Origin of the sequence: Sinosporangium album, assembly GCF_900100605.1 — a bacterium.
In the GTDB taxonomy this organism is placed as follows: domain Bacteria; phylum Actinomycetota; class Actinomycetes; order Streptosporangiales; family Streptosporangiaceae; genus Sinosporangium; species Sinosporangium album.
The window spans coordinates 198,496-223,715 of sequence record NZ_FNCN01000006.1; the positions used below are offsets into that span (position 1 = coordinate 198,496).

Below are 25,220 nucleotides of genomic sequence, written 5' to 3' on the forward strand. Positions count from 1 at the left end.
GCATGTAGCGGCAGATGCGTCCTTTAGAGGACATGTCCTCTAAAGGACATTACCGGGTGACCGGCGGGTGGCGCAGGGTGAATATTCGCGCCCCACTTCATTGACGACGCCGACCCACCAAACGAACACAGAGCGGACAAACGTCTTACCACTTCATCGGGGGACCTATAGACCTAATCACCATTCAGAGTAACAATATCCACTGAACCGTGCCAGGCACCTACCTCCCTGGCAGAACGGGGGATAAATGTTCGAGTTACTCATGCCAAGCGAAGCGGTGAGGCTCTACGAACGTCTGGTCCGCGAAGGACTTCTGCCCATGGACATCCGCATCGTCGACACCACCAAGGCCACGGCGTGGAGAGACGCCCTCCGGGCCATTCACCGCAACGCGTACACGGGGTACGGCACCGCCACGGGGAGCAATGCCGTACCCCTCGCCCCGCCGCCCGTCAAAGCGGCCAAATGCGGAGAAAGCGACATTCCTGCCGCACCCACACCCACCACATCTACCCCGCAGCGTCCCGACTCCGAGTCTCCGGTGACCCCGGTGACCCCGGTGACCCTGGTGACCCCTGTGGCCCCGATAACGCGGCGGAGACTTGACGGGACCGCCGCCGATCGCCCGGCGACGCCGACGGCGGGACTGACGACCGACACCCGTCGGCCGCCGTTTCCCCCCACACCCGGCAGCCCCACCGAAGCGACGCTCGATCGCTTCTGGGCCTCACTCCAACATCGCGGATATATGCCGAAATCAACGGAAGCTGCCGTTCCTTGCACCGCGCCTTCCCCGAGGGGCAACGGGCCGTCCCCCACCTCCACGTTCCACGACCTGGGAACATTCACGGACCCGGCCTCGGCGGTGGCGGAGCTCCCCGACAAGGGGTTCGCCTCGACCGGCGACACCGCCCCGGCGACCTTGGCGGCCATCCCACGCGGCCAGATCTACCAACGGATCCTGGCCGACCAGCAGGCCCTCCTGGACGACATCCGCACCGAACTGACCGATCGCCATCACGGCCTGCTCGACCTGTACGACACGCTGGGACGCCTCCAAGCCCTGCTCGCGACCCAAGCCCCGGACATGCCGGACGACCAAGAGGTCGCCCGCCTCATCCAGGGCCCCATAACCGCCCCCGAAGCGGTCCTGGACCTGCACGCCAACGCCGTGGACGAGGTCAGGGTCCTCGGCACACTCGCCACCTGGGACCTTCTGGCCGTAGGCGGCGACCCCTCGGCACTTCCCCCGACATCCGCCGGAACCGTGCGGGTCGTCGTCTCGGCCGATGTCCTCCGGGACCGTCCCCACGCCACCCGGCTCGTCGGCGCCCTGGGCGACCACGGGGCCGCCGTCCGGGTGCACAACGGGCTCCCCGGGGCCGGCCTGTCCATCGTCGACGACGACGTCATCCTCCCCGTCCCCACCCCGACGTGCCCCGCCGTACTCGTCGTGCGGCACCCGCTGTTCACGGAGACGGCACGCCACCTGTTCGAAAGCGTGTGGCATCACCTGCCTCCCGCCGACCGGCGTCCGCCGCCCACTCCCGTGACCCAGCCCGTACGGCAGCGCATCCTGACCCTGCTCGCCGCCGGACGCAGCGACCGCGAGGTCGCCAGAGAGGTCGGCGTCACCGAGCGCACCATTCGCCGGCACGTGGCCTCCCTCATGGAGGAATGGGGGGCGAAAACGCGCATGCATCTCGGGGCTCTTGCCGTACGGCACGGCTGGATCACCTGACCCCGCCGCCGGGCGGCACGCCGTGCGGGCCGGGAGCTCGCGAAATCCACGCCGAAGCCAATGCCTTCGATAATCGCCTACTGGACGACGTCTGACCCCGGGCGCCGGGGGCCGCCATTTTACTGACTCTGAGTAAAGCATCGATCGCGTAGCGAAACGCTCTCTCTCGCCCCGCAAACGCAAGCATTACTCTAGAGTCCGGCCCCGCTGGCCGTACCCTAAATCACGGTAACAGCGGGGATTCGAATGCCGACGGCCCCCGGTGCGCCTTTCCACGCATAGCCGGATCAGTGCACCGGGTCGCGCTCTCACGGCGCGACATGCGGCAATCGCAAAGAACGGTCACTTCCCGCGGCATATCCATGCGGACGCATAGGTCATCGAATTCCGCAGACACCGTTCCACGGCTCCGCCACCGCTTGAATCGCCACCGTCGCACTTGTGAGCATGCCATTACCATGGCCCGCCGAGAGGCTCCGCCCGAGCCCCCGCGACAAACACCCCCCGCGAACACACGAATGGCGATCCCATGACGACCGGAAGCCGAGCGTCCCGGACACGAATAGCCGTGTTCACCGCCTTTGTTGCATCAGCTTCACTGTATTTTTCCGACAACGGGGTCGACCCTCGCCAGGTGGTCGCCCAGGCCGCCCGGGCCGCAGATCCCACGGTGCTCCCGGCTGCGGACACGGGCATGCAACCGGCCCCGGGCCGGGCCGCACAACCGGCAGTGCAACCGGACCCGGACCCGGCCGCCATCCTGATGGCGGCATATGGTTCCCCCAAGGACAACGCCGTGATCAAGGGCGCCGAACTGACGCTCGTCTCGGACTGCATGAAAAGGAAAGACTTCAGGTACGTCATCCCGGGCATCACCCAGGCAAGCGAACAGGAATGGCACGACAAATTCCACCTCGCAACCAACGATGACGTCGAGAAAAGCAGTCGCGAAGGCTACGGGTCATACGCCCTGGCCGGCGGCAGAAAAAAATCCCCCACCCCCAACGGCGACTACGTCTTCGCCCTGCCCAAAGAAGAGCAAAGGCAGTGGCTGCGGGGACTCAACGGCTCAGGGAAACAGATCACGGCCGAACTCCCCGGCGGAGGCTCCTACGGCACGCCCGCCGACGGCTGCCTCGCGGAGGCACGCACCGAACTCTACGGCGACCTGAACGCCTACGCGATCGCCTACGGCGCCGTGAGCACCTTCACCACCCCCGTCGCCAAGGCTATGGCACAAGACTCCGAGGTCACCGCGGCCGTCACCCGCTGGAGCGGCTGCATGTCCCAGAGGGACTTCGCCTTCAAAACCTGGAACGACGCCAAAAAGGCCGTCGCCGCCCTCTACGCCCGGGATAAAAGCCCTCTCCCGGCCCCGCATCCCCAGGAAACCAGGATCGCCGTCGCCGACGCAGAATGCAGCCAGGCCACCGGAAAATCAAAAGTCGAACGCGACCGCTACAACCATCACCAATCCGCCCTCTTCCGCCTACGCGAAGCCCACATCCGCGCCTACCACACCATGCACGCCCAAGCCCTCGCCAAAGCCCAAACAATCCTCAAATAGCCCCGCTTATATGGGCGAGACCGGGGTGAAGTGGGAGGTGAACCAGTCGCGGGCGAATTCGGCCACCATGCGGAGGGCTCCTGGCTCCTCGAAGAGGTGTGTGGCCTCCGGGACGATGCGGAGTTCGTTCTCGCACCGCAGTTCGCGCTGGGCGGCGAGGTTGAGGTCGAGCACCACCTCGTCGTACCCGCCGACGATGAGCAGCGTCGGGGCGCGTACGGCTCCGAGGCGCCCGGAGGCCAGGTCCGGGCGGCCACCGCGTGACACGATGGCGCGCACGTCGACGCCGGCGACGCCGGCCGCCCAGAGCGCCGCCGCCGCGCCGGTGCTGGCGCCGAAGTAGCCGATGGGGAAGCCCGCCAGATCGTCCTGGGCTTCAAGCCAGGCGGTCACTCCGACGAGCCGTTCGGCGAGCAGTTCGATGTCGAAGACGTTGTTGCGATCGAGTTCCTCTTCCAGGGTGAGGAGATCGAAGAGCAAGGTCGCCAGGCCGGCCTCGTTCAGTTCGTCGGCGACCTGCCTGTTGCGCGGGCTGTGCCGGCTGCTTCCGCTGCCGTGGACGAACGCCACGACGCCTTCCGCCTGCGGCGGCACCACCACATGCCCCGGCAGCGAAATGCCGCCGACATCCACGCGTACTTCCTCGTTCATCACGCCCCCTCGACCGCGGCCCTCCCCATTCCGGGGGCCGAGCAGCACCCGGAACACGAGGAAATAGCTCGGGCGTGGCGGAATTGTTGCCGGGAGGCCGGGAAACAGCTCCGCTTCAACAAGCGTTACCAGTGGGCCGGATGTTTCAACGGTGACGAGACCACGGTTCGGTCGTCGCCGCGTGCCGCGTCGAGCTGGGATTGGATCAGGAAAAGGCTGTCGGAAAGGTTGGCCCCTTCCAGGCGGGCGCCGCGGAAATCGGCCCCGATGAGGTCGGCCTTCCGTAGATCGGCTTCACGCAGGTCGGCCCCGATGAGGTAGGCGCCCCGCAGGCTCGCCCCTCTCAGATCGGCCCGCCGGAGGTCGGCGCCGATCAGGTCAGCGCCTCTCCTGTCCTTGGCTTTGCGCCGCACTCCGGCGCGGACCAGTTCACTGGCCCGCAGCAAAACAGCGTTGACCTGCTGCCGATGCGGCATAACGTCCAGCCGGGCGAGTGCCTCGGCGTCCATGCGGGTGAGCCGTTCCGTTTCGTCGCGCAACCGCCCCAGCTCGCCGCGCGACTCCCTGGCCTCGCGGAATCCCAGGGCTTCGCTGAGATACCACAGCAGTTCGTGAAGGTGCCGCATGACCGCGAACGCCTCGAACATCAGCGTCGCCGCAGCCGGCTCCCGCCGCCAATCGCGGCCGCTGAACGTGACCTGCGAGACCTTCTGCCCCGCTCCGAAGCAGTCGAAGACCGTGCATCCGACGAAACCCCGCTCCCTGAGGCGGGAATGGATCCCGCACCGGAAGTCCGCCCCCAGGTTGGGGCATGCCTTTCCCGCGGGCTTGTCGATCGGGAAATCCGCCGACGCTGTGAAGGTCGGCGCGACGCAGCAGAGCCCGAAACACCGACCGCAGTCGGCTCTCAGGTCATCGAAACGGCTGGACACGATGGGGGGCCTCGCAGGGTGGTGACTCGGCCGCGTACGGCACGGCCCACGTCACTTTAGGGGAGAGCGGCGCTGGAGCGTCGCCATGCCGACGCCTGTGCGCCGGATGGCCGCGGGCTTTTCGGCCCGGCGGGTCCTGTTCGGCGAGCCCGCACTGGAGGCCGGGCGGCGTGCGAGGAGAACACGTCATCATCGAGACCGCATGAGCTTTCAGTGACCCGACCAGGCCCGGCAAGCCGGGGTTCGCCCAGGCCATACCCCTACTTGAGAAGTTGGCGGGCCATCACCATGCGCTGGATCTGGTTGGTGCCTTCGTAGATCTGGGTGATCTTGGCGTCGCGCATCATCCGCTCGACGGGGTAGTCCGTGGTGTAGCCGTAGCCGCCGAGGAGCTGGACGGCGTCGGTGGTGATTTCCATGGCGGCGTCGGAGGCGGCGCATTTGGCGGCGCTGGAGAAGAAGGTGAGGTCCTTCTGGGGCTGGCCGTGCATGGCGAGTTCGGATTTGGCGGCGGCGGCGTAGGTGAGCTGGCGGGCGGCTTCGAGCTTCATGCCCATGTCGGCGATCATGAATTGGACGCCTTGGAAGTCGGCGACGGCCTTGCCGAACTGCTTGCGTTCTTTGACGTAGCCGATGGCGTAGTCGAGGGCGCCTTGGGCGATGCCGAGGGCCTGGGCGGCGATGGTGATGCGGGTGTGGTCCAGGGTGGCGAGAGCGGTTTTGAAGCCGGTGCCGGGGGCGCCGATCATGCGCTCGGCGGGGATGCGGACGTTGTCCAGGATGACCTGGCGGGTCGGCGAGCCCTTGATTCCGAGTTTCTTCTCCTTGGGGCCGAAGCCGACGCCTTCATCGCTTTTCTCGACGACGAAGGCGGAGATGCCGCGGGCTCCGGCGTCGGGGTCGGTGACGGCCATGACGGTGTAGAACTCGGAGACGCCGGCGTTGGTGATCCACATTTTGGTGCCGTTGAGCACGTAGCGGTCTCCGTCGGCGACGGCGCGGGTTTTCATGGCGGCGGCGTCGCTTCCGGCCTCGGCCTCGGAGAGGGCATAGGAGAACATGGCGTCACCGCGCGCGACGGGGGAAAGATAACGCTTGTTGAGCTCCTTGGACCCGGCGAGCAGCAGCGGTACGGTGCCGAGTTTGTTGACGGCGGGGATCAACGACGAGGAGGCGCAGGCCCGGGCCACCTCCTCGATGACGATCACCGCGGCCAGGGCGTCCGCTCCGGCTCCGCCGTACTCTTCGGGGATGTGCACGGCGTGGAAGTCCGCCGCGGTGAGGTCCTTGTAGACCTCCCAGGGGAACTCCTCGGTGGCATCGGTCGCGGCGGCGCGCGGCGCGATCTTCTCCTCGGCGAGTGCGCGTACGGCCTCGCGGAGCATCTGGTGTTCGTCGGTGGGCGCGTAGGCAGGGAAGCTCATAACTGAATGGTAGGACGTCAAAGCTTCGTTGCACCGGTCCACCCGGCCCTAACTTGACTCGTGGGTAACTTTGCTGGTTTGCGCAGGTAAGACAGGAGAACACGACGAGCCGGTCGCATGCCCTGGACCCTCATACGCAAAGATGGCGCGTGCGATCCGGAGTTGGAGGAGAGGAGCCTGCCCGTGCCGTACCGCCTGACCGTTCTCGGGACTGGATACCTGGGAGCCACCCATGCCGCCTGCATGGCCGATTTGGGTTTCGAGGTTCTCGGCTTGGACGTCGACGCGGCCAAGATCGAGCGGTTGAAGGCCGGCGAACTGCCGATACATGAGCCAGGGCTGGAAGAGGTGCTCCGGCGCAATCTCGCGTCCGGGCGGCTGCGGTTCACGACCTCCTATGAAGAGGCCGCGGCGTTCGGGGACGTGCATTTCGTCTGCGTGGGCACGCCCCAGAAGAAAGGCGAATACGCGGCGGACGTCTCCTATCTCGACGCCGTCGTGGAGTCGCTCGCGCCCCACCTGGACCGCGAGTGCCTGGTCGTCGGCAAGTCCACGGTGCCGGTGGGCACCGCGCAGCGCCTGGCCGACAAGCTCGTACGGCTGGCGCCCGCCGGTTCGCAGGTCGAGTTGGCCTGGAACCCGGAGTTTCTCCGCGAGGGCTTCGCCGTTCATGACACCTTGCACCCGGATCGCATTGTGCTCGGCGTGGCGAGTGAGCGGGCGGAGAAGGTCATGCGGGACGTCTATGAGCCGCTCGGCGAGGTGCCGATCGTGGTGACGGACTACGCGACCTCGGAACTGGTGAAAACCGCGGCCAACGCCTTTCTCGCCACCAAGATCTCTTTTATCAACGCGATGGCCGAGGTGTGCGAGGCCTCTCACGCGGATGTGAAGCAGTTGTCGCTGGCGTTGTCGTTCGATGAGCGGATCGGGGGCAAGTTCCTCAACGCGGGGCTCGGTTTCGGCGGCGGCTGCCTGCCGAAGGACATCCGGGCGTTCATGGCGCGGGCCGGGGAGCTGGGCGCGGACCAGGCGTTGACTTTCCTGCGGGAGGTCGACGCGATCAACATGCGGCGCCGCGCCCGCATGGTCGACCTGGCCCGCGAATTGGCGGGAGGTTCCTTCCATGGCTGCACGGTCTGCGTGCTCGGCGCGGCGTTCAAGCCCAACTCCGATGACATCCGGGATTCGCCCGCGTTGGATGTCGCCGTCACCATTGGACGGCAAGGGGGCCGGGTCACGGTGTACGACCCGGTCGCGCTTGACAACGCCCGCCGCGCCCACCCGGAGCTGGCCTACGGCGAGTCCGCGTTGGACGCGGCGCGCGGGGCCAACGTGGTCCTGATGTTGACCGAGTGGCCGGAGTTCGTGACGCTCGACCCGGAGGAGCTGGGCTCGGTGGTGGAGACGCGCAAGATCGTGGATGGCCGCAACGCCCTCGACCCCATGAGCTGGCGCGCCGCTGCCTGGACATATCGGGCGCTCGGCCGCCCTTGACGCCCCTCGCGGGACACCGGCCGGGCGCGGCACAGCCGCCCCGGCCCCCGGCTCAAGCGCCGGCGAGTGCGCTAGAGGTCGGCCGCCTCCGCCCTGAGGCGGGCGCCCTTGGCGTGGGCCTGGGCCTTGAGGTCGGCCTGGAACTCCACCATGCGGGCCTGGAGCTCCGGGTCGGAGGCCGCGAGAATGCGTACGGCGAGCAGCCCGGCGTTGCGGGCACCCCCGACAGCCACGGTGGCCACCGGCACGCCGGCGGGCATCTGCACGATGGACAGCAGGGAGTCCATGCCGTCCAGGTACTTCAACGGCACCGGCACCCCGATGACCGGCAACGGGGTCAGTGAGGCCAGCATGCCGGGCAGGTGGGCCGCTCCCCCGGCCCCCGCGATGATCACGCGCAGGCCGCGGCCCGCGGCGGCTTCGCCGTACGCGACCATCTCCTGCGGCATGCGGTGTGCCGAGACGACGTCGGCCTCGAACGGGACGCCGAACTCGCTGAGCGCCTCGGCGGCGAGCCGCATGACCGGCCAGTCGGAGTCGCTTCCCATCACGATGCCGACCTGGGGGGTGCTCACGTATAGATCCCTTCGGTGAGGTAGACGGCGGCGTGGCGAGCGCGCTCCCGCACGGTCTCAAGGTCGTCGCCGAGGGCGGTGACATGGCCGATCTTGCGCCCGGGCCGCACCTCCTTGCCGTAGAAGTGCACCTTGATCCCGGGGTCGTGGGCCATGACGTGCTCGTAACGCGAGAACAGGTCCGGGTCGTCGCCGCCGAGCAGGTTGGCCATGACGACGACGGGCGCGGTCGGGGCGGGCGAGCCGAGCGGCAGGTCGAGGACCGCCCGGAGGTGCTGCTCGAACTGAGAGGTTCTGGCGCCCTCGATGGTCCAGTGGCCGCTGTTGTGGGGGCGCATGGCGAGCTCGTTGACGAGGAGCCCGCGGGCGGTCTGGAACATCTCGACCGCGAGAAGCCCAGTGACGCCGAGTTCGCGCGCGATGCGCAGGGCGATGCTCTGGGCTCCCGCGGCGACCTCGGGGTCGAGCCCGGGGGCGGGCGCGAGAACCTCGACGCAGATGCCGTCGCGCTGGACGGTCTCCACCACCGGGTAGCTGACGCCCTGCCCGTGCGGGGACCTGGCGACCAGGACCGCCAGCTCCCTCTCGAACGGCACGAACGACTCGGCGATCAGCGCGACCCCGGAGGCCAGCACGGGGGCGGCCTGCTCGACCGCGTCGCAGACCCACACGCCTCGCCCGTCGTATCCTCCCCTGACAGCCTTCAGCACCACCGGCCAGCCGTGCTCCTCGCCGAAGGCGGCCACATCGGCCTCGTCGGCCACCCGGGCCCAGGCGGGGCAGGGCGCGCCGATGGCGGTGAGCCGCTCGCGCATGAGCGCCTTGTCCTGCGCGTGCACGAGGGCATCGGCCCCGGGGTGTACGGCGAAGCCGTCGGCGGCCAGGGCCTCGATGTGCTCAGTCGGCACGTGCTCGTGGTCGAAGGTGACCGCGTCACAGCCTTTGGCGAACTCGCGGAGATCTGCCGCCGAGCGGTAGTCGCCGAGGCGGGTGTCCACGATGACGCGGGCCGCGCTCTCGTCGGCCGAGGCCGCGAGGACGCGGAGTTCGATGCCGAGGGCGATGGCCGCCTGCTGGGTCATCCTGGCGAGTTGGCCGGCGCCGATCATGCCGACGACCGGCCCGACGAGGGGTGCGTTCGCCCCGGTCAGGCTAGGTGTGCTCACGGCGCCTCAGCGTACCCGCCCTTGGCGAGGATCTGGTGCGGGGGCGTCCGCCCATGGCTGAGCGGCCGTTCCGGGTAGCCTCGGGAGGCACGACCGCCCAGCGTCCTGGTCATCCCGGACATACGCTCTGGCATCCGGTCCCGTCTCAGGCGGTGAACCGGAAGGTGGCGTGCGCGGCCAGGAGGGGTCCATAGACGGACCATCACGGGAGCATGCGCAGATGTCCAGATTTCCCATGTGGTCTACACCTATGATCTGTCGCCAGAGTAAACCCAACAGCCACCGAGTGGACTACGTTTCACAAGGCTTCTCGGAATGACTTTCACTTCGGCCTTGCGCGGAGGTGGAAGCCGACCCCGGTAATCTGGTGCCAGCGCCGAAATCCGCATCGCCGGAACTGCAAGACCAGCACCGACGCCACCGAGACGGAGCACTGAGACCGAGCACCACGGGCGCGACCGATCAGCGAACCGGAAAGGACCGTGCAGTCGTGCAGCTACTTCGACGCGCTTATGATCAAATTGCCCACCTCGTACATGAGATGGCAAAGTTCGGCGTGATCGGGGCTGTGGCCTTCGTGATCGACTTCTCTTTGTCTAACTATCTGAGGTTCGGCCTGGAGTGGGGTCCACTGATCTCCAAGGTCGTGGGCACGGTCGTCGCGGCGACCTTCGCCTACGCCGGCAATCGACTCTGGACCTTCCGCCACCGGGAGCAAAGCGGACTCGCGCGGGAATACTTCCTCTTCTTCCTCCTCAACGCGATCGGTTTGCTGATCTCACTCCTGGTGATCGGTTTTGTGACCTACACGCTCGAACTCACCGATGCGGTGAGCTACAGCGCCGCCCAGCTCGTGGGGCTCGTCCTCGGCACGCTGTTCCGCTTCTGGTCCTACCGGAAGTGGGTCTTCCTGGCGCCCGCCACGGCCGAAGCGGGCTCGGCGCCCGGTGAGCCCGCCGAGATCCCCACCCCTCGCGCGCCACTGCCGAACACGCAGCCGAACACATGGCCGAACACGCTGCCGAACACTGCGAACGGCAGCGCCACGAACGGCACCGTGAACGGCACTGCGAATGGCGGCGCTCCACATGACCGCGCCACACACAACAGCGCCACACACAACAGCGCCACACACAACAGCGCCACACACAACAGCGCCACACACAACAGCGCCACACACAACACTGCGCACGACAGGACCGCCACCCGTCCCATGGGGAGCGGCATGCCGGGAGCGACCGCCGAGCAGGCAGCCGCGAGCGGCCGCTAGGCCGACGTCGACCGCCACCGGCCCGACCTCGCGCCGGACGGCCCCCGTCACCCACGTGTCCAGTCACCCACGTGTCCGGTTACACACTTGTCCGGGCGCGCACGTATCCGGTCTATCCGGTCCCGCATCTGTCCGACCTCACGCTGGGCCGGTCCGTCCGTTAGGCCGGTCCGCTCACCACCCGGTTGCGCCCAATGTCGCCGACCGGCCGGAGGAACACGGCGAAGGCCGCGGGACGGGGGCGTACCAGCTCTAGACGGCCGCCGTCCGCGGCGGCCAGGGCCCGGGCGAGCGTCAGCCCGAGGCCGGTGCCCGTCCCCCCGCTGACGTTGCGCTCGAACACCCGGGGCGCGAGATCCTCGCTGATGCCCGGCCCTTCGTCGGCCACCTCGATGACGATCGACTTCTCAGAGCTGCTCGTGGTGACGGTGACCGGCCCCCCGCCGTGCTGGAGGGAGTTCTCCAGCAGAGACGAGATGACCTGACCGAGGCCGCCGGTGGTGGCGAGGGCGAAGAGGCCACGCGTGCCGGTGAGCCGTACGGTGCGACCGGCACGGCGAAACGCCGGATCCCACTCGTGGACCTGCTGGTCGAGCACCTCGTCGATGTCGATCTGCTCGGCCTGCGAGTGGCGCTGGCGCCGTGCGGCTGCGAGCAGTTCGTCGATCACGGCGGTGAGGCGCTCCGCCTGGACGATGGCGGCTTCCCCCTCCTCCTGGACGATCGTCGGCTGGTCGGCCGCGGCGACGATCTCCTCAAGGCGCATGGTGAGCCCCGTCAAGGGGGTGCGGAGCTGGTGGGAGGCGTCCGTGGCGAACTCGCGCTCCCGGTTGAGCAGGTCGGATATGCGCGTGGCGCTGCGATCCAGGACCTCGGCGACGCGGTCGAGTTCCTGGATCCCATATCGGTGTCTGCTCGGTCTCGCGTCGCCGGACCCTAGTTTTTCAGCGATCATCGCGAGATCTTGCAGGGGTAGCGTCAGACGGCGCGACTGCACGATCGCGAGCCCGACTGCCACCGCGAGCGCCGCGGCGGCCAGAGCCACGATCAGCAGGAGGCGAGCACGCACGTCTTGCTCCACCTGGCCGCGGTCACGGCTGACCCGGACGTAGACCCCGTTCTCAGAGTGGGCGTCCTCGGTCATCTGGTGACCGGTCGGGGGTTCGGTGCCGACGATGGTCGCATTGGGGGGGTTTCCGCGTTCGTAGATCTGGATATATCGATTGCGATATTTCATCTCTAGTTGCGCGGGATCAATGGGCTGATCCTGAATCCTGGAGTATTCAACCTCCCCAAGCAGGCGTGTCGCCTCTGACCGCAGCTCCTGAGACGCCTCGTCGACGATCAGGCGGCTGACCACGACCCCGAGGGGCACGCCCAGCAGCAGGACCGCGATGACGGCGACGACCAGGGTGGAGGACAGCAGTCTGCGGCGCATTCCCTACTCTCGCTCGAACCGGAAGCCGACCCCCCGGACCGTGGTGATGTAGCGCGGCTTGGCGGCGTCATCGCCAAGCTTGCGGCGCAACCACGAAATGTGCATGTCAAGCGTCTTGGTGGAACCCCACCAGTTGGTGTCCCACACCTCACGCATGATCTGCTCTCGGGTCACCACCTTGCCCGCGTCACGCACCAGCACGCGGAGCAGGTCGAACTCCTTGGTCGTCAGATGCAGTTCCTTGTCTCCCATCCAGGCCCGGCGGGAGTCGGCGTCGATGCGCACCCCTTGGACCACGGGGGTCTCGGAGGTGCCCCGGCGCAGCAGTGCCCGCACCCGGGCCAGCAACTCGGCCAGTCGGAACGGTTTGGTCACATAGTCATCGGCGCCGGCGTCGAGCCCCACCACGGTGTCGACCTCGTCGACACGCGCGGTCAGGATCAGCACGGGCGTGCCGTGCCCTTCGGCGCGAATGCGCCTGGCCACCTCAAGCCCATCCATCTCTGGCAGACCGAGGTCGAGAACGATGAGGTCGATGCCTCCCGACAGAGCCCTTTCCAGGGCCTGCGGGCCGTCGGGACTCACCTCTACCTGATAGCCCTCACGGCGCAGTGCGCGCGCCAGCGGCTCAGAGATCGAGGTGTCATCCTCGGCGAGAAGTACGCAGGTCATGAAGCGATCGTAGGACCTTAGGCGATCGTTTCCCGGCTACAGCGCGCGGTTTGACTCGTCATTGACCCATCCATTGACCTGGGCAAACACTGATAAATGACGGTTAGTCATCACGCAAGGGTTGGAGATTGGAGGGTACGGCTACCGCCCCGAAGGGTAGGACACCTCGGGCGACCGGCCCTCCGCCCTCCGGAACAGTCTCGCAAAAACCAACACGCCCGCACGGAAGGTACCCGGCGGGCGTGTCGTGTCATTTACCCCAGTAACACGCGTATCACCTAATCCGCGGACGGCGGCTCCGCGAAGCGGGCGAGGTAGAGCTGCTCGCCCAGGGCGTCGATGAGCGCCAGCTCCGTCTCCAGGTAGTCGATGTGGTGCTCCTCGTCCTCAAGGATCTCCTCGAAGATCCTCGCAGAGGTGATGTCACCCTTTTCGCGCATGAGTTGGATGGCGGGCTTGAGGCGCTTGACCACGCTCAGCTCGATCTCCAGGTCGGCCTGAAGCTGCTCCTGCACGGTCTGCCCGATGTGCAGGGTGCCGAGCCGCTGGTAGTTGGGCAGTCCCTCAAGAAAGAGAATACGATCGGTGAGTTTCTCCGCGTGGCGCATCTCATCGAAAGACTCCGCGCGCGTGTAGGAGGCGAGCTTGGTATAGCCCCAGTTCTCCTGCATCTTCGCATGGAGGAAGTATTGGTTGATCGCGGTGAGTTCGGCGGTCAACTGCTCATTGAGCAGCTCGATGATCTGCTTGTCGCCCTGCATGGCGGGCCCCTTGCTATGCGGTCGAAATCAATTCCTCAGACCGCTTCAGCATTGCACAGATCTTTCGTACGCAGGTGGCGCAGTCGCTCCCGGCACCCGTGGTGTCGCGGATTTGCTTCGCGCTACGGGCGCCGGACGCGATGCACTCGTGAACTTCATTTTCAGTCACAGCGCGGCAGATGCATACATACATTGGGGCAGCCGAACTCCTCCACCACTGAACCCATTAGGTAAGGCATGCCTAAGATAGCACTGGTTCGGTAAGCCTTGCCTTAGCCCCTGTGGTAGTAACCGCACCACCCAACCGCGGACGCCGATCAAATCACCGCGCTTCATGATTCACAGGCGAATTCAAACCGAGAAAGATCACATAAAAGGATCTCCGTCGGCCGTCCGGAGAACCCGCCGCCGACCCGGAAACCCCGCGGAAACAGGCAAGGCTGCGCTAAGCCAAGCCCTGCACACGCAGGCAAGCCTGCACTAACCAGCCTCAGGGCCTCCCCTCAGCGACCAAGGGTCGCACCGGGGAGCCCCCGCCCTCCCTCCGGCTAAACAGAGATCGCAAACGCTCGCCGGACAAGCACAGAAATGTGATGAACATCACACTGCCGAGAACACCGGCAGCCCCCCGGAGAGAGTCCGGGAGGCCGCCGTGGAGCGAATCTCAGTGGCCGCGGGCCACCCACTCGTCCAGATGCGGAACCTCGTCCGCGATGGTGGTGGAATCGCCGTGCCCGGTGTGGACCACCGTCTCGCCGGGCAGCGTCAGCAGCCGCTCCTGGATCGACTCGATGATCTCGTCGAAGGACGAGTAGGACCTGCCCGTGGCGCCCGGCCCCCCGGAGAACAGGGTGTCGCCCGAGAAGACGACGCCGAGGTCGGCCGCGTAGAAGCACACGGCGCCCGGCGCGTGGCCGGGCGTGTGCAGGACGCGCAGCTTCACGCCGCCCGCAGACAGCTCCTCGCCGTCCGCGAGAGGCGCGTACGGCACGGCGTCGCCGTACACCGCCTCCCACAGAGGCTGGTCGGCGGGGTGCAGCAGGATGGGCGCGCCGGTGGCCTCGGCGAGCTCGCGGGCGGCGTTGATGTGGTCGTTGTGCGCATGGGTGCAGGCGATGGCGGTGACCCGGCGGCCGGCGACGCCGTCGAGGATCGCCTGAGCGTCGTGGGCGGCGTCGATGACGATGACCTCCTCGCCCGATCCGACGAGCCAGACGTTGTTGTCGACGTCCCAGGTGCCGCCGTCGAGGCTGAAGGTGCCGGAGGTGACGACTCTGGTGATCACAGGACCACCACCGAGCGCAGCACCTCTCCGCGGTGCATCTTGGCGAACGCCTCCTCGACGTCGCCGAGGCCGATGGTCTCGGTGACGAAGCCGTCCAGGTTGAGCCTGCCCTGGAGGTAGAGGTCGATGAGCATGGGGAAGTCGCGGCTCGGCAGGCAGTCGCCGTACCACGACGACTTCAGCGCGCCGCCGCGCCCGAAGACATCGAGCAGGGGCAGTTCCAGGGTCATGTCGGGGGTGGGCACGCCGACGAGGACGACGGTGCCCGCGAGGTCGCGGGCGTAGAACGCCTGCTTGTAGGTCTCGGGGCGGCCCACGGCGTCGATGACGACGTCGGCGCCGTTTCCGCCGGTGAGCTCGCGGATGGCCTCGACGGGGTCGGTGGCGGCCGAGTTGACCGTGTGGGTCGCGCCGAATCCGCGGGCCCACTCAAGCTTCCTGTCGTCGATGTCCACCGCGATGATCTTGGATGCCCCGGCGAGCGAGGCTCCGAGTACGGCTGCGTCGCCGACCCCGCCGCAGCCGATGACCGCGACGCTGTCACCGCGCGTGACGCCGCCGGTGTTGATCGCGGCTCCGAGGCCGGCCATGATGCCGCAGCCGAGCAGGCCGGCCACGGCGGGCGGGGCCGCGGGGTCGACCTTGGTGCACTGCCCTGCGGCGACCAGGGTCTTCTCGGCGAAGGCGCCGATGCCGAGGGCGGGGCTGAGCGGCGTGCCGTCGGCCAGCGTCATCTTCTGGGCGGCGTTGTGGGTGCTGAAGCAGTACCAGGGTCTACCGCGCCGACAGGCCCGGCATTCGCCGCAGACGGCCCGCCAGTTGAGGATCACGTAGTCGCCGGGGGACACGGTGGTGACGCCGGGGCCGACGGCCTCGACGATGCCCGCGGCCTCGTGGCCGAGCAGGAACGGGAAGTCGTCGTTGATCCCGCCTTCGCGATAGTGCAGGTCGGTGTGGCAGACCCCGCAGGCCTGGACGTTGACCACCGCCTCGCCCGGCCCGGGGTCGGGCACGAGCACCGTCTCCACGGAAACCGGCTCACCTTTGCCAAGCGCGACGACTCCCTGCACTTCATACGGCATCGCCACACACCTCGCTTTCCTCACGTTACGGTGGCGCCTCGTCGCGCCGTGGGGCTGGGGCTACGCCCGACAACCTTTAATATTCAACTATTGCGCACATTTCCCCCGCTGACCGGCGCGCTACGTACGCCGGAGCACATATGGCTGTACTACCCCAAGTCCCCGGGCGGGCCTCCGCCGGATCCGGTGGGCCTCAACGCCCTGCGCCCCGTCCAGCGCCAACGCCAGCGGCTCATCGGACAGCACCGTGCCAGGACGGGCGATCGCGGTGAGCCTGGCGGCCAAGTTGACGGTCGTGCCGAACACGTCGCCCATCATCGGGAGGACCGGGCCGTAGGCCAGCCCGATCCGCACATCGGGCCCGTCGTCGCGCTCCCGCACCGCGTCGACCAGGTCGAAGGCCACCTCCGCGGCGACCCCGGGCTCGGCGGCGGTGAACAGCACCTCATCGCCGAGGGTCTTCACCAGCCGCGCCCCGCGCGCCGCCACGACGTCCGCGGCCCGCGATTCGAAGCCCTCGACCAGGTCGCCCAAGGCGTACTCGTCGAGCTCTCTGGCGTGCTGGGTGAACGACACGAGATCGGCGAAGCCGACCGCGATGGTGGTGCGGCGTGGCTCGAAGTCGTCGTCGAGCCCGGCCACGGTGAGCAACCGGGTGCCGGCGGCGGCGAGCTGGGCGCGCCACACGTGGACGAGCACGTGCTCGAAGTCGGGGAGCAGACGGCGGGCCGCGTCGAGCACCCGGCCGAGGTCCTCCTCGCCGTGCCCGGCCCCCGGCCTGATCATCGCGCCCATCATGATCTCGGCCTGCCACTGGGCCAGCCGCGAGGTCGTACGGCCGAGCGCGCGGGCCATGCGAATCACCGTGGCCTCGTCGAGCATCTCGTCGCCGAGCATCGAACCCACGCGTTGAAGTGCGGCGACGTCGGCGTCGGTGAAGGCGGGCGCGTCAGCGGCGACCGACGCGAAGCCGAGAGCGCGCCAGATGCGTTCGGCAAGCTCCGGGGGGACCCCGGACATCTCAGCCACCTCCGCGCGGGTGTGGCGGGGCGGCGGCCCGCCGAGCAGACGCCCGATCCGCTGTGCCGTCGAGTGGCCTTCCGCCTGAACTCCGCTCATCGACTCCCCCCGGCCCGCAAGGCTACGGCACCCGCCCATCGGGCCTCTCATCAGCGTCGCCGCCGCCCCCTGCGCCCTTCGCGTCCCCCGCGCCGGCCAGGACGTCGGCATGCCCGGCCCTGTCGGCAGGCCCGGCGTCGTTGTGCTCGGCGTCGCTGTGCTCGGGGTCGGCGTGCTCGGGGTCGGCGTGCTCGGGGTCGCTCGCGTCGTCCTCGCCCGCGGCCTCCTCGGTCAGGCGGAAGAGTTCGGCCCGCACATCCTGAATTTTCGGGATGTCGCGGAAAGCGAGCCGCCCGTGCTCACCCGCCGACTCGATCGTGAGCGTGCCGCTGCCGAGGAGGCGCTCGACGAACGACTGGTCGGAGCTGACCGTGTTGACCTTCGCGATCGGGATCTCGTCGATGGACTTGCTGAGCACCCCGTTGCTGGCCGTGAAGCGGTGGGTGGTGAGCGTGTAGGCGGTGTTGGTCCACTGCAGGTAGGGGACGAACGACCAGATGGTCATGAGGATGACGGCCAGCACCCCCGCGCCGACCCGCGCGTGGAGGGCGTACTCGAAGTCCGACGGGATGAAGTAGATCGCGGCGCCGGAGGCCGCGGCGATCAGCACCAATGCGACGAGCGGCCCCAGGAGCTGCTTGCGATGGGGCTGGAAGGAGAGCACGCGCCTCTCCCCCGCTGTCAGGTGGCGATCAGGCAGACCCATGGCGCAAATCGTGGCACGGCGGCGGGAACGCCGCCATGGAATCGGCAATCAGGCCGGGCCACCGGCACCCGCGGAGGACGCCCGGCCAGAGCTCGTGGCGAGACCCCGGCCAAGCCTCCCGGTCAAGACTCCCGGCCGGGGCTCCCACCCAAGGCCCCCGGCCAAGGCTCCCACCCAAGGCCCCCGGCCAAGACTCCCACCCAAGGCTCCCGGCCAAGACTCCCGGCCGGGGCTCGTGGCCGGGCTCCCACCCAAGGCTCCCGGCCAGGGCGGCCTGGCTAGGGCTCCTGGCCGGCGGGGCGCACGTGGACGACGTCGCCCGCGCTCAGCGCGTGCTCCTTGCCGTCGGCGTCGGCCACGAGCAGGCGGCCCTCGGTGTCGATGCCGGTCGCGAGGCCGGTCAGCGCCCCGTCGCCCGGCAGCGCGACCCTGACGTCGTTCCCGACGGTGGCGCTCACCGCGAGGCAGGCCGCGCGAAGGCCGCTCGCGTCGGCGTCTCCTCCCGCGGCGACCCACTCGCGGTAGATCTCCTCGATCTCCCTGAGGATCGCCCGCACGAGGGGGTCGCGGTCGAGGCAGGCGGCCTCTTCGACCGCCAGCGATGTGGCCGTCGGCACGGGCAGCTCACCGGCGCGCTGCGCCACATTGAGCCCGATGCCGACCACCACGTGGTCGTCGACCCGCTCGGCGAGCACACCGGCGAGCTTGCGCTCCCCCACGAGCAGGTCGTTGGGCCACTTGAGGCGCACGTCCACCTCGGCGAGGCGGCGCAGGCCTGAGGCGGCGGCGAGGCCGATCAGCAGCGGAACCCATCCGATCCGCCCGGCCGGCACGTCGGGCCGCAGGACCATCGACATCGAGATCGCGGCCCGAGCAGGCGCGGTCCAGGTGCGCCCGAGGCGTCCGCGCCCCTGCTCCTGCACCTCGGCGATGAGCACCTGGCCCTCTTTGGCGCCGTCGCGCACCACCGCCTGCGCCAGGTCGGCGTTGGTGGATCCGGTCCGCTGGACCACCGTCACACCGGTCCAGAGTCCGCCGGGGCGGACGAGGGCGTGGTTGAGCGCCGCTTCGGACAGCGGCGGCCGGTCGAGGTCGGTGTACGGCGATTCAGGCACGGGGCCCATTGTCTCGCATCGCGCCTGGTCCCGCGCCTGCGCTCCTTTACGGAAAGTTTCACGAGACGGACAAACTTCCCGACCCATCGCAAGGGGAGCATGATGGCTTAGAGCCACCACGGTGAGGAGCCTCCATGAGCAAACGCCTGGATCCGCGCAACTGGGCAGGATGGAAACCGTTCGGCATCGGGGAGCGGAAACCCAACAACTATCTAGAGCTGTGGAAGGCGTTCCGCTCGGTGCGGGGCAACCGCCGCTACGCGTGGCGCATCCTCACCCAGGGCACCTGCGACGGCTGCGCGCTCGGCACCAAAGGCATGCGCGACTGGACCATGGACGAAGTCCACCTGTGCAACATCCGGCTCAGGCTGCTCCAGCTCAACACCATGCCCGCGCTCGACCCGGCCGTCCTCGCCGACGTCACCGGCCTCGAACGGCTGCGCAGCGCGCAACTGCGCGAACTCGGGCGCCTGCCGTACCCGATGCTGCGGCGCGCGGGAGAGCGGGGATTCAGGCGGATCGGGTGGGACGAGGCGCTGGACCTCGCCGCGGAAAGGCTGCGCGACGCCCGGCTCGGGGTTTATCTGACCAGCCGCGGCATTCCCAATGAGAACTATTTCGCCGCACAGAAGGCGGTGCGCGCGCTCGGCACGAACTCGATCGACAATGCCGCCCGGATCTGCCACTCGCCGTCCACCGTGGCCCTCAAGGAAATGATCGGGGCCGCCGCCACAACGTGTTCGTATAAGGACTGGGTGGGGTCCGACCTCATTGTGTTCATCGGCTCGAACCCGGCGAACAACCAGCCGGTGGCGATGAAATATCTCTACCACGCCAAAAAGGCGGGGACGCGGATCGCGATGGTCAACACCTATCGCGAGCCGGGCATGGAGAAATACTGGGTGCCGTCCAACGCGGAGTCCGCGGTTTTCGGCACCAAGATCACGGATTATTTCTTCGGCGTGAACGTCGGCGGCGACATCGGATTCCTGAACGGCGTGCTCAAGCATCTCGTGGAGAACGGCTGGGTCGACAGGGCATTCGTCGAGGAGCACACCTCGGGATTCGACGAGGCGGCGCGTGCCGTGTCCGAGCAGACGTGGGAGGAGCTGGAGGCCCTGTCGGGGTCCACTCGGCAGCAGATGTTCGAGCTGGCCCGGCTGCTCGGCGAGGCGAGGTCCGCGGTCCTGGTGTGGTCGATGGGCGTCACCCAGCACACGTACGGCGAGGACAACGTGCGGTCGATCGTGAACCTCGCCCTGGCCCGGGGCTTTGTCGGCCGGGACAACTGCGGCCTCATGCCGATCCGGGGGCACAGCGGAGTGCAGGGCGGCGCCGAGATGGGCGCGTATGCCACGGGGCTGCCCGGCGGGCTGCCGATCACGCCGGAGAACGCCCAGAAGTTCTCCGACATGTGGGGATTCGAGGTGCCAACCTCGCCGGGTCTCACCGCGACCGACATGATCGATGCCGCCCACGCCGGCGACCTGGACGCGCTGATCTCCTCAGGCGGCAACTTCCTGGAGGTGCTGCCCGACCCCGGCTACTGCCGTACGGCCCTGGCCCGGCTCCCCCTCCGCGTCCACATCGACATCGTGATGTCGTCGCAGATGCTCGTCCCCTCCGACGAGGGCGACGTCCTGCTGCTGCCCGCGCAGACGCGCTACGAGATGGAAGGCGGGGTCACGGAGACCTCGACCGAGCGGCGCGTGATCTTCTCGCCCGAGATCGAAGGCCCGCGCATCGGGGAGGCCCGGCCCGAGTGGCGGATCTTCACCGAGCTGGCGGCGCGCGTACGGCCCGACCTCGCCGACCGCGTCCGCTACACCGGCACCCCGCAGATCCGCCAGGATATCGAACGGGCGGTGCCGTTCTATGAGGGCATCGCCGGACTGTCCGCCTTCGGGGACAACGTGCAGTACGGCGGGCGCCACCTGTGCCCCGGCGGCCACTTCGGCACCCCCGACGGGCGCGGCCGGTTCTCCGCCGTCGCCCTGCCCTCCCTCGAACGCCCCGACGGCACGTTCATGGTGGCCACGCGGCGGGGTAAACAGTTCAACAGCATGGTCCACGAGCGGCGCGACGGCTTCAACGGCGCCACCAGGGAGGCGGTGCTGATGAGCGCCTACGACGCCGACCGGCTCGGCCTGCCCGACGGCACCCCCGTCGAACTGCGCGGCGCCGCCGGCAGCTTCACCGGCCGCGTGCTGCGTGCCCCGCTCATGCCGGGCAACCTGCAGATCCACTGGCCGGAGGGCAACGTGCTCCTCGACCCCGTCCGCAGGTCCGCCGACGCGCGCATCCCCGACTACAACGCCCTCGTCACCGTCGCGCGAGTCGCCCCATGACCATCCCGCGTGTCCCGCGTGTCCCGCGCCCCGGCCCGTCCACCCGGGCCAGGGTCACCGAGGTGAACCGGGGCCAGATCAAGGAGCGGCGCGACGACCTCGCCACCGAGGAGCCGCTGGAGATCCGCGTCCAGGCCGGCGGCAAACGCCGCACCCTCGCGATCACCATGCGCACCCCCGGCGCCGACTTCGAGCTCGCCGCCGGCTTCCTGTACGGCGAAGGCGTCGCCGGCGAGGACGACATCGCCGCCATCGGCTACTGCACCGACGCCGACGTGCCCGCCGAAGCGCGCTACAACACGGTCACCGTACGGCTGCGCCGGCCCCGCCTCCCCGACCTGCCCGGCCTCGACCGGCACTTCATGACCTCAAGCGCGTGCGGCGTGTGCGGCACCGCCACCATCGACGCCCTCCGCGACCGCCGCCCGCCCCTCGCCCCGGCGAGCGGCCCGCGGGTCTCCCACGAAACCCTGTCCGCCCTCCCCGACCGCCTCCGCGCCGCCCAGAGCGTCTTCGGCAAAACCGGCGGCCTCCACGCCGCCGGGCTGTTCGACGCCCACGGCACGGCTCTCGCCGTACGCGAAGACGTCGGCCGCCACAACGCCGTCGACAAGCTCATCGGCCACGTCCTCCTCACCGGCGGGCTCCCCCTCCACGACCGCATCCTGCTGGTCAGCGGGCGCAGCAGCTACGAGATCCTGCAAAAGGCGCTCAGCGCCGGCATCCCCGTCGTGTGCGCCATCTCCGCCCCCTCCTCCCTCGCCGTCGACCTCGCCAGAGAGTTCGGCGCCACCCTCATCGGCTTCCTCCGCGGCGAAAGGTTCAACATCTACACCGGCGCCACCCGCATCGTTTAACGGGATTCCCCACCGTGGAACCCATGGCTCGCCATCATGGTGAAGCGTGAAAACCCGCCATGTTCAGATCCGCGGTCTGCCTGCTGAGGTATTGGATGTCGTGCGCGACCGGGCTGCTGCCGAAGGCACGAGCTTGGCGGCCTATCTACGTCGGCTGATCGTAGAAGCCGCCTCGCATCCGACCGTCGCCGAGGTGTATGCGAGGGCTGCACGGAGGAAGCCTGCGGGGCTGAGCATGGCCGACATCGCGGATGCGGCGCGGGCGGGTCGTGACGAGTGAGTGCCCACGCCGGTGGCACGACGCGGCATGAGCGTCGCGCCACCTTTACTCGTGAGGGGCGTCAGCCGGTGTTCTGAAGGCCGGCGGCCACGCCGTTGACGGACAGGAGGAGGAGGGTGGAGAGGCGTTCGCGTTCGGCGCCGGTGAGGGTGTCGCCGGAGCGGAGCGCCTTGAGGGCGCGGAGTTGCAGGTGGGACAGCGCGTCGACGTAAGGGTCGCGGAGCTGGACGGCGCGGGACAGGACGCGGCGGTTCTCCAGGAGCCGGCTGTGGCCGGTGACGGTGAGGACGAGCTTGCGCGTGAGGTCGTATTCGGCGAGGACCTGCCGGGCGAAGTCGTCGCGCCCGCCGAGGGCGAGGTAGCGGGAGGCGATGGCCCGGTCGGTCTTGGCCAGGGACATTTCGATGTTGTCCAGCAGGGAGGCGAACAGCGGCCATTCGCGGTAGGCGGCCCGGAGCTCTTCGAGGCCGGAGTCCGACTCCAGGATGGCGGCCAGGCCGCTGCCGAGGCCGTACCAGCCGGGGAGGTTGACCCGCGTCTGCGCCCAGGCGAACACCCACGGGATGGCCCGGAGGTCGTCCAGGGACCGGGGGGCGCCGAGGCCGCGCCGGGCGGGGCGCGAGCCGAGACGCAGGGCGCCGATCTCCTCAAGCGGGCTCACCAGGGCGAACCACTCGGGGAAGCCGGGAGCCTCGGTGAGGGCGCGGTAGGCGCGTTCCGACGCGGCGGCGACCCGCTCGGCGAGGGGGCGGAAGCGTGAGGCGGCGTCAGCCGTACGGGCCTCGACGGCGGGCGTGGAGGCCAGCAGGACGGCGTTGGTGACCTGCTCCATGTGGCGGCGGGCGATCGCGGCGTGGCCGTACCTGGCGAAGATGACCTCGCCCTGCTCGGTGACCTTGAAGCGGCCCGCCACGCTGCCGGGGGCCTGCGCGAGCACCGCGCGGTTGGCCGGGCCGCCGCCGCGGCCGAGCGCGCCGCCGCGGCCGTGGAACAGCCGCAGCCGCACGTCGTGCTCGGCGGCCCACGCCGTGAGCCGCTCCTGCGCTTGGTACAGCGCCAGCGTGGCCGCCGCGGGCCCGAGCTCCTTGGCGGAGTCGGAGTAGCCGAGCATCACTTCGAGCAGGCGGTGGTTGGTCGCGAGCCGCCGCTGCACCGGTTCGAGCTCCAGCATGCCGGACAGTACGGCGGGCGCGTTCGCGAGGTCGGCGCCCGACTCGAACAGCGGAACCACGTCCAGCACCGGGGCGCGCCCGCCGAGGGCGTGGTCGGCAAGCTCGTAGACGGCGGCGACGTCGTCCGACGTCCGCGTGAACGAGACGACGTAACGCGAGCACGCCTTCACGCCGAACCGCTCCTGGATCCAGGCGATCACCCGGATCGTGGCGAGCACCTCCTCGGTGCGCTCCGACAGCGGGCCGCCCGCCCTCACCTCTTCCAGAGCCGCCGCGTGCACCTGCGAATGCTGGCGCACCTCCAGCTCGGCGAGGTGGAAGCCGAACGTCTCGACCTGCCAGATCAGGTGCTGCAGCTCGCCGTACGCCTGGCGGGTCGCGCCGGCCGCCGCCAGCGACTCCTGGCACAGCCGCAGGTCGGCCAGCATCTCGTCCGGCGACCGGTAGGCGAGGTCGAGGTCGCGCCGGCGGGTGGCGACGACGCGGGCCGCGATGTACAGCATCCACTGCCGGTGCGGCTCGGCCGGGGAGCGCGTCCCCAGCTCCGACACCATGTCCGGCACAGCGTCCTCGGCGGCGGCCAGGGCCGCCTTCAGCGCCGGCGAGGGCTCGGCGTGACGGGCACCCAGCGTCAGCGCACGGCCGATCCGGGTCGTCGCGTTCTCCAGCGCGAGCAGGACGTGCTCGGCCTGGATCTGCAGCGCCCGCCGGGTCACCGACGCCGTCACGTTGGGGTTGCCGTCGCGGTCGCCGCCGATCCAGCTTCCGTAGCGGATGAACGGCCGCGCCATCGGGGCCCTCGTGCCCGTCCCCTCGCCGAGCGCGGCGTCCAGGGACCGGTAGACCAGCGGCACCACGCGGAACAGGGTCTCGTCGAACGCGGCCATCGCCGTACGGACCTCGTCCAGCGGGTCGAGCTTCGTCGAACGGACCTGCGACGTGCACCACAGGATGTCGATCTCCTCTAGGAGGCGCCGCTTCGACTCGGCCCTCTCCCCCGAACCGCGCCCGGGCATGGTGTACTCGGCGAGCTGGGCGCTGATCCGCTGGATCGCCGTCACCACCGCCCGCCGGCGCGCCTCCGTCGGGTGGGCCGTCATCACCGGCCGCAGCTCCAGCCCTTCGATCAGTTCGGCGACGCGGGCGTCCCCCAGGTCTTTCTTGACCTCCAGTACGGCTTGCACCAGCGAATCCGGAAGCGGCGTCTCGCCCGTATCCCGCGCCCGCAGGGTGCGGATGCGGAAATGCTCCTCCGCGAGGTTCGCCAAGTGGAAGTAGCACGTGAAAGCCCGCGCAATCAGCACGGCCCGCTCGATCGGCCACGTGTCGACCAGCGCAGCCACCTCGTCGACCGTGACGTCACCTCTGCGCGCCGCGATCACCGCTTTGCGCAGTTTCTCAACGTCTGCCAAGAGATCCGGACCGCCGTGTTCGGCGATCACCTGCCCCAGCAGCCCCCCGAGCAACCGCACGTCAGCACGGAGCTCATCGGGCATCTCGACGACAGCGCTGTGCCGTTCTGCGGAGGAACGTCCTGCCTGATGCGAAGCGATCGCGCTCAT

Annotated in this window: 22 protein-coding genes; 7 read left to right on the forward strand and 15 right to left on the reverse strand. The window is 68.9% G+C overall.

The window, feature by feature from the left end; genetic code table 11:
• Positions 1 to 247 precede the first annotated feature (247 nt).
• Both BLQ73_RS34525 and BLQ73_RS08575 read left to right on the forward strand, forming a co-directional pair.
• Positions 248 to 1,741 carry a helix-turn-helix domain-containing protein gene (locus BLQ73_RS34525; RefSeq protein ID WP_218125672.1) on the forward strand — a complete coding sequence of 498 codons (1,494 nt, stop codon included), beginning with the start codon at positions 248 to 250 and terminating at the stop codon, positions 1,739 to 1,741.
• Between the two features lie 634 nt (positions 1,742 to 2,375).
• Entirely contained in the window at positions 2,376 to 3,308 is a 933-nt protein-coding gene (locus tag BLQ73_RS08575; protein ID WP_093169832.1) for a hypothetical protein, read from the forward strand.
• A gap of 6 nt (positions 3,309 to 3,314) precedes the next feature.
• Here BLQ73_RS08575 and BLQ73_RS08580 read toward each other — a convergent pair whose 3' ends face one another.
• From BLQ73_RS08580 to BLQ73_RS08590, 3 genes are all read right to left on the reverse strand, one after another.
• Positions 3,315 to 3,959, reverse strand: a complete 645-nt coding sequence (locus BLQ73_RS08580) for a dienelactone hydrolase family protein (protein ID WP_176955333.1) — start codon at positions 3,957 to 3,959, stop codon at positions 3,315 to 3,317.
• A 125-nt stretch (positions 3,960 to 4,084) separates the two neighbouring features.
• Positions 4,085 to 4,891, reverse strand: coding sequence for a pentapeptide repeat-containing protein (locus tag BLQ73_RS08585; RefSeq protein WP_245690901.1), 807 nt, complete (start codon positions 4,889 to 4,891; stop codon positions 4,085 to 4,087).
• Positions 4,892 to 5,151: 260 nt separating this feature from the next.
• Positions 5,152 to 6,315 (reverse strand): acyl-CoA dehydrogenase family protein, encoded by a 1,164-nt coding sequence (locus BLQ73_RS08590; RefSeq protein ID WP_093169834.1) that lies wholly within the window; start codon positions 6,313 to 6,315, stop codon positions 5,152 to 5,154.
• Between the two features lie 183 nt (positions 6,316 to 6,498).
• On the opposite strand from BLQ73_RS08590, the gene BLQ73_RS08595 reads away from it, so the two are divergent.
• Entirely contained in the window at positions 6,499 to 7,812 is a 1,314-nt protein-coding gene (locus tag BLQ73_RS08595; protein ID WP_093169919.1) for a UDP-glucose dehydrogenase family protein, read from the forward strand.
• Between the two features lie 71 nt (positions 7,813 to 7,883).
• Here the strand turns inward: BLQ73_RS08595 and purE are convergent, their stop codons facing one another.
• Positions 7,884 to 8,387: a 5-(carboxyamino)imidazole ribonucleotide mutase gene (purE, locus tag BLQ73_RS08600; RefSeq protein ID WP_093169835.1), complete on the reverse strand. Its 504-nt coding sequence runs from the start codon at positions 8,385 to 8,387 to the stop codon at positions 7,884 to 7,886.
• Positions 8,384 to 9,553, reverse strand: coding sequence for a 5-(carboxyamino)imidazole ribonucleotide synthase (locus BLQ73_RS08605; RefSeq protein WP_093169836.1), 1,170 nt, complete (start codon positions 9,551 to 9,553; stop codon positions 8,384 to 8,386). The genes purE and BLQ73_RS08605 overlap by 4 nt, the downstream gene beginning before the upstream one ends.
• Positions 9,554 to 9,896: 343 nt before the next feature.
• On the opposite strand from BLQ73_RS08605, the gene BLQ73_RS33105 reads away from it, so the two are divergent.
• Positions 9,897 to 10,823 carry a GtrA family protein gene (locus BLQ73_RS33105; protein WP_245690902.1) on the forward strand — a complete coding sequence of 309 codons (927 nt, stop codon included), beginning with the start codon at positions 9,897 to 9,899 and terminating at the stop codon, positions 10,821 to 10,823.
• A 160-nt stretch (positions 10,824 to 10,983) separates the two neighbouring features.
• On the opposite strand, the gene BLQ73_RS08615 is transcribed toward BLQ73_RS33105, so the two are convergent.
• The 9 genes from BLQ73_RS08615 to BLQ73_RS08655 all read right to left on the reverse strand — a co-directional run bounded on the left by BLQ73_RS08615 (position 10,984) and on the right by BLQ73_RS08655 (position 19,001).
• Positions 10,984 to 12,261 carry an ATP-binding protein gene (locus BLQ73_RS08615; RefSeq protein ID WP_093169837.1) on the reverse strand — a complete coding sequence of 426 codons (1,278 nt, stop codon included), beginning with the start codon at positions 12,259 to 12,261 and terminating at the stop codon, positions 10,984 to 10,986.
• A 3-nt stretch (positions 12,262 to 12,264) separates the two neighbouring features.
• A complete protein-coding gene (locus BLQ73_RS08620; RefSeq protein WP_012888073.1) occupies positions 12,265 to 12,933 on the reverse strand; it encodes a response regulator transcription factor in 669 nt (222 codons plus the stop codon).
• Between the two features lie 278 nt (positions 12,934 to 13,211).
• A complete protein-coding gene (bfr, locus tag BLQ73_RS08625) occupies positions 13,212 to 13,694 on the reverse strand; it encodes a bacterioferritin (protein WP_093169838.1) in 483 nt (160 codons plus the stop codon).
• Positions 13,695 to 13,707: 13 nt separating this feature from the next.
• Entirely contained in the window at positions 13,708 to 13,887 is a 180-nt protein-coding gene (locus BLQ73_RS08630; RefSeq protein WP_093169839.1) for a (2Fe-2S)-binding protein, read from the reverse strand.
• A 471-nt stretch (positions 13,888 to 14,358) separates the two neighbouring features.
• Positions 14,359 to 14,979 (reverse strand): MBL fold metallo-hydrolase, encoded by a 621-nt coding sequence (locus BLQ73_RS08635; RefSeq protein ID WP_093169840.1) that lies wholly within the window; start codon positions 14,977 to 14,979, stop codon positions 14,359 to 14,361.
• Positions 14,976 to 16,061, reverse strand: a complete 1,086-nt coding sequence (locus tag BLQ73_RS08640; protein WP_093169920.1) for an S-(hydroxymethyl)mycothiol dehydrogenase — start codon at positions 16,059 to 16,061, stop codon at positions 14,976 to 14,978. The genes BLQ73_RS08635 and BLQ73_RS08640 overlap by 4 nt, the downstream gene beginning before the upstream one ends.
• A 120-nt stretch (positions 16,062 to 16,181) precedes the next feature.
• On the reverse strand, positions 16,182 to 17,180 hold the full coding sequence (locus BLQ73_RS08645) for an adenylate/guanylate cyclase domain-containing protein (protein ID WP_093169921.1): 999 nt from the start codon (positions 17,178 to 17,180) through the stop codon (positions 16,182 to 16,184).
• Positions 17,181 to 17,202: 22 nt separating this feature from the next.
• Positions 17,203 to 17,886, reverse strand: coding sequence for a PH domain-containing protein (locus BLQ73_RS08650; protein ID WP_093169841.1), 684 nt, complete (start codon positions 17,884 to 17,886; stop codon positions 17,203 to 17,205).
• A 278-nt stretch (positions 17,887 to 18,164) separates the two neighbouring features.
• Positions 18,165 to 19,001, reverse strand: a complete 837-nt coding sequence (locus BLQ73_RS08655) for a biotin--[acetyl-CoA-carboxylase] ligase (RefSeq protein ID WP_093169922.1) — start codon at positions 18,999 to 19,001, stop codon at positions 18,165 to 18,167.
• Positions 19,002 to 19,135: 134 nt separating this feature from the next.
• On the opposite strand from BLQ73_RS08655, the gene BLQ73_RS08660 reads away from it, so the two are divergent.
• From BLQ73_RS08660 to BLQ73_RS08670, 3 genes are read left to right on the forward strand one after another with little or no spacing between them, the layout of a single operon-like run.
• On the forward strand, positions 19,136 to 21,349 hold the full coding sequence (locus BLQ73_RS08660; RefSeq protein WP_093169842.1) for an FdhF/YdeP family oxidoreductase: 2,214 nt from the start codon (positions 19,136 to 19,138) through the stop codon (positions 21,347 to 21,349).
• On the forward strand, positions 21,346 to 22,206 hold the full coding sequence (gene fdhD / locus BLQ73_RS08665; RefSeq protein WP_093169843.1) for a formate dehydrogenase accessory sulfurtransferase FdhD: 861 nt from the start codon (positions 21,346 to 21,348) through the stop codon (positions 22,204 to 22,206). Before BLQ73_RS08660 ends, fdhD begins: the two co-directional genes overlap by 4 nt.
• 46 nt (positions 22,207 to 22,252) lie before the next feature.
• The gene (locus BLQ73_RS08670) at positions 22,253 to 22,486 is read left to right on the forward strand and encodes a FitA-like ribbon-helix-helix domain-containing protein (RefSeq protein ID WP_093169844.1); all 234 of its coding nucleotides are present in this window, start codon (positions 22,253 to 22,255) and stop codon (positions 22,484 to 22,486) included.
• Between the two features lie 61 nt (positions 22,487 to 22,547).
• Here BLQ73_RS08670 and BLQ73_RS08675 read toward each other — a convergent pair whose 3' ends face one another.
• The gene (locus tag BLQ73_RS08675; protein ID WP_093169845.1) at positions 22,548 to 25,220 is read right to left on the reverse strand and encodes a phosphoenolpyruvate carboxylase; all 2,673 of its coding nucleotides are present in this window, start codon (positions 25,218 to 25,220) and stop codon (positions 22,548 to 22,550) included.